This window comes from Paraburkholderia podalyriae, from assembly GCF_014397785.1.
Taxonomy (GTDB): Bacteria; Pseudomonadota; Gammaproteobacteria; order Burkholderiales; family Burkholderiaceae; genus Paraburkholderia; species Paraburkholderia podalyriae.
Genome location: NZ_VZQQ01000160.1, coordinates 1 through 3,828 on the forward strand (window position 1 = coordinate 1; position 3,828 = coordinate 3,828).

Annotated in this window: 2 protein-coding genes and 1 pseudogene; 1 reads left to right on the forward strand and 2 read right to left on the reverse strand. The window is 60.9% G+C overall.

Going from position 1 to position 3,828, the window contains the following annotated elements; all coding sequences use genetic code 11:
- Positions 1–121, reverse strand: a pseudogene (locus F6X42_RS41915) (IS5/IS1182 family transposase); the annotation flags it as partial.
- A 155-nt stretch (positions 122–276) separates the two neighbouring features.
- Positions 277–2,337 (reverse strand): acetate--CoA ligase, encoded by a 2,061-nt coding sequence (gene acs, locus F6X42_RS41920; protein ID WP_187639628.1) that lies wholly within the window; start codon positions 2,335–2,337, stop codon positions 277–279.
- Between the two features lie 396 nt (positions 2,338–2,733).
- Between acs and F6X42_RS41925 the strand changes: the two genes are divergently transcribed.
- Positions 2,734–3,156 carry an amino acid-binding protein gene (locus F6X42_RS41925; protein ID WP_187639629.1) on the forward strand — a complete coding sequence of 141 codons (423 nt, stop codon included), beginning with the start codon at positions 2,734–2,736 and terminating at the stop codon, positions 3,154–3,156.
- Positions 3,157–3,828: the final 672 nt, after the last annotated feature.

Here is a 3,828-nt window from a genome sequence, read left to right on the forward strand (position 1 = left end):
ACATCTCGCGCAGTTCGTAACGGCGTTGCGGTGCGTCCTTGTTCATCAAGGTCAGGTACGGAGCGGCGAAGTACCATTCTTCGTCCGACACATCCGTTGGGTATGGCCTGCGTTTTTTCATCCTGCCAGGATACCAGGTCCGACAAAAAGTGCCTAACACCCTCTAGAAGAGCTGGCCCGCTGGAGGCATATTCGGGCTGGTATTAACGTCTCCTTGCCGGGGCCGCCGATGACAGATTGATATATTGGGGCGCGCATTCGATGCGCGCCTTTGCGCTACCTGGCGAGCTCCTTGATCTGTTCAACAATCTCCGGATTGGCGAGGGTGGACACGTCGCCGGGATCCTGATGACTGGAAATCGCCGCGAGCACACGGCGCATGATTTTTCCCGAGCGCGTCTTGGGCATATCGGGCACGATGACGACACGGCGCGGCCGCGCGATGGCGCCGATCTGGGAAACCACCGATGCCGTGACTTTATCCGCAAGCTTCACGGAGGGCGCGAGTCCCGGTTTCAATGAAACATAGAGGTCAGGCACCTTGCCTTTTATCGGGTCGGCGACCGGCACCACTGCTGCCTCGACAACCTCGGACACGAGAAGAGCTGCCGACTCGATTTCCTTGGTACCGAGGCGATGGCCGGCGACATTGATCACGTCGTCAATGCGGCCGAGGATCCGATAGTAACCGTCCAGTGCCTGCACCGCGCCATCACCAGCCATATACGGCCAGTCGCGCCAGTCCTTACTCCCGGGATCCTTGCAATAGCGCGCGTAGTACTGGCTGACGTAGCGATCCGGGTCCTTCCAGATAGTCTGGAAGGATCCGGGCCAGGGGTTGCGGATGCAGATGTTGCCGGCCTTCCCCGAACCGCCTGGCAGCTCCTTTCCCTCGTCGTCGTAGATCACCGGATGAATGCCTGGAATAGCGGGGCCCGTGCTGCCGGGTTTCATCTTGTGGATTGCCGGCACCGTGCTGCAAAGGAATCCGCCGTTTTCGGTCTGCCACCAGGTGTCCACGATGACCGCCTCGCCCTTGCCGACCACAGCGTGGTACCACTTCCACACTTCAGGCTCGATAGGTTCACCAACGGTCGTCATGTGTTTGAAACGGTAGTTGTATTTCGCGGGTTCGTCAGGTCCGCTGCGTCGTAGCGCGCGGATTGCCGTGGGCGAAGTGTGGAAGATGTTGACGCCAAGGTTTTCAGCGATACGCCACGGTCGTCCCGCGTCCGGATACGCGGGCACACCTTCGTACATGACCGAGGAAGCGGCGAGCGCGAGCGGACCGTAGACGATGTAGGAGTGGCCGGTGATCCAGCCGATGTCGGCCATGCACCAGTAAACGTCTTCGGGATGGATGTCCTGGATGTACTTTGACGTCCACGTGACGTAGGCAAGGTAGCCACCGGTGGAGTGCTGGCAGCCTTTGGGCCGCCCTGTGGTGCCGCTTGTGTACATGAGGAAAAGCGGCGCCTCGGCCGGCATCTGCACGGGCTCGACCCGTTTGCCACGGAATTTCCCGAGGACTTCGTTGATGATGACGTCGCGTCCATCCACGAGCTTCGTGGGACTTGAGTATCTGCCCGGGTAGCGCTGCCAGATCAGAACCTTGTCGACCGGATGACCGGTGCTGGCGGCCTCCGTGACTGCAGCATCAGCCTTCTCCTTGTGATCAAGGAGCTCGCCGGCGCGGTAATAGGCGTCCATCGTGATCAACAGGCGGCTCCCGGAATCCGCGACGCGATCGCCGCACGCCTTTCCACTGAATCCGCTGAAGACCTGCGAGTGAATCACACCGAGCCGGGCGCAGGCGAGCATGGTGATGGGGAGCTCCGCGACCATCGGCATATGCAGGGTCACCCGGTCGCCCGTCTTCAGGCCACCGAAATCGCGTAGCAGGGCCGCAAACTCGTTGACGCGTACGAAAAGCTCCTGGTAGGTGAGGTGCTGTATCGCTTCACTCTCCGGCTCGGGCACGAAATGGATCGCCGTCTTGTTCCTGTAGCTGGGGAGGTGGCGATCCACACAGTTGTAACACGCGTTGATCCTGCCGCCGACGAACCAGCGCCAGAACGGGGGATGGCTGGCGTCGAACGTCGTCTCCCAGTATTTGTACCAGTCCAGAAGGTCCGCGAACTCCTTGAAGTACCCGGGGAAGTTGTCGAGGGAAAAGCGTTCGAACACACGTGGATCTGCCAGATTGGCCTGGGCAACGAATGGAGTCGGCGGCGGGAAATAGTCTTCCTCCGGCCAGTGCACGGCGATCTGCGCCTCGGAGACGTCGACCGTCTGTTGCTCGGTGGTAGCGTGGCGCGGTGACTTGTTACGCGACATGACAGCTCCTCCTTGATTCCGGGGCCCTTCCGGGCTCGACACTGCCAAACGGCGCGACAGCATGTTTTTCTGTTGCCATTCAGGGCAACCGCTGAGATGACGTACTGCATGAACCCATTTAAGTCCAGGCCGGCTGTGTTACCAAGTCAGGCGGGTGAGCGATCGACTTCCGCGGCGGACCGGCATCAACATACCCTGCGTCGACCATCAGCGTATTCCGCCGTCCGCGGAGTCAACATACCCGATTACGCGCGGCCCGCTTTTTACGTGCAGGTTCGGTTAATCAGGTTAATCGACGGGACGCAATATCCACGTGTCGATCACGCTGGCCTTGCCCGCCGGTCGCTCGTGAAGTAGATTTTCTTGATTGAGACGTAACAGGCGGGAGGAACTGCCATGGAACTGATTGTGGAACGGGTTGATGTCTGGGCAGCCACCATCGAGGACAAACCGGGCGGGCTCGCGACAGTATTAAGCGCCCTGCGGGATGCTGGGGCGGACTTGCAGTTCGTCGTTGCGCGACGCACGCCGGAAGCACCGGGCAAGGGGGTCGTGTTTGTCGCACCGCTGCAGGGGGACAGCGAGATCCGTGCCGCCGCACAGGTGGGGTTCAACGTCACCCCGAGCCTTCACTCCGTCCGTGTGATGGGGCTGGACCAGCTGGGGATCGTCGCGGAATTGACCCAGAAGCTGGCAGACGGGGAAATCAACCTCCGCGGTGTGTCGGCTGCTGTACTCGGCTCCCAGTTCATTGCCTATCTCGCGGTCGACTCGCTGGAGGATGCCAATCAGGCGATGGACATCCTGCAGAGGGCTTGACGCACCGCGTCAGGCGGTGCCTGTCGCGAACAGGTGAACACGCCCCTAGCGCGCTGAGGAGCCAGAGATGCCAGTGAGCGGCCGCTATGAAGCACGTAATGGTCGGATTCGCACGGGTCCACTACGGCCGCCGATGACGCGACGAGTGTGATTGGCGGGCGAAGGTCCGATAATTGCGCGCAGCCGACGTTTGAGTGCCAGTCTGAGGGCACGAACGAACGGCCGTAGATGGCCGCGCGCCGCCTCATGCAATTGACATATGTTGCTTGAACCTCGCGAGGCTGCGATCGGCAGCACGCGACCCACGGCCGTCGTTCGAAGGTCCGTCACCGCAACGGCAGCTTACTCGGGAACAGCGGTCATCCGACATCCCGCGCTGAGCGACATGAACTGGCCTTTTCGGCCGGCAAGACAACTCGTTCGGATCCGATGGCACAGGTCGCTGGAGGTGAATAATTGACCCGGCTTGATAAAGACGCCCGTGATGGGCCGGTTGTCGAAACGGAAAAACCGGCTCACGCTAAGGTCATACGCCGCGCACTGACACCCGTGCCGATGAGCGAAGCTGACGAAGGGACAGAGACATGAGCCTTGTCGATTATCAACTGATGGAAGTGGCAAGCGGCAAGGCCGTGAAGATGTGGGCGCAGGGCGTCGCGATTGAGGAGGCGG

Coding starts and splice junctions, on each gene's coding strand:
- acs (WP_187639628.1), bottom strand. CDS start 2,337: ATGTCGCGTAACAAGTCACCGCGCCACGCTACCACCGAGCAACAGACG.
- F6X42_RS41925 (WP_187639629.1), top strand. CDS start 2,734: ATGGAACTGATTGTGGAACGGGTTGATGTCTGGGCAGCCACCATCGAG.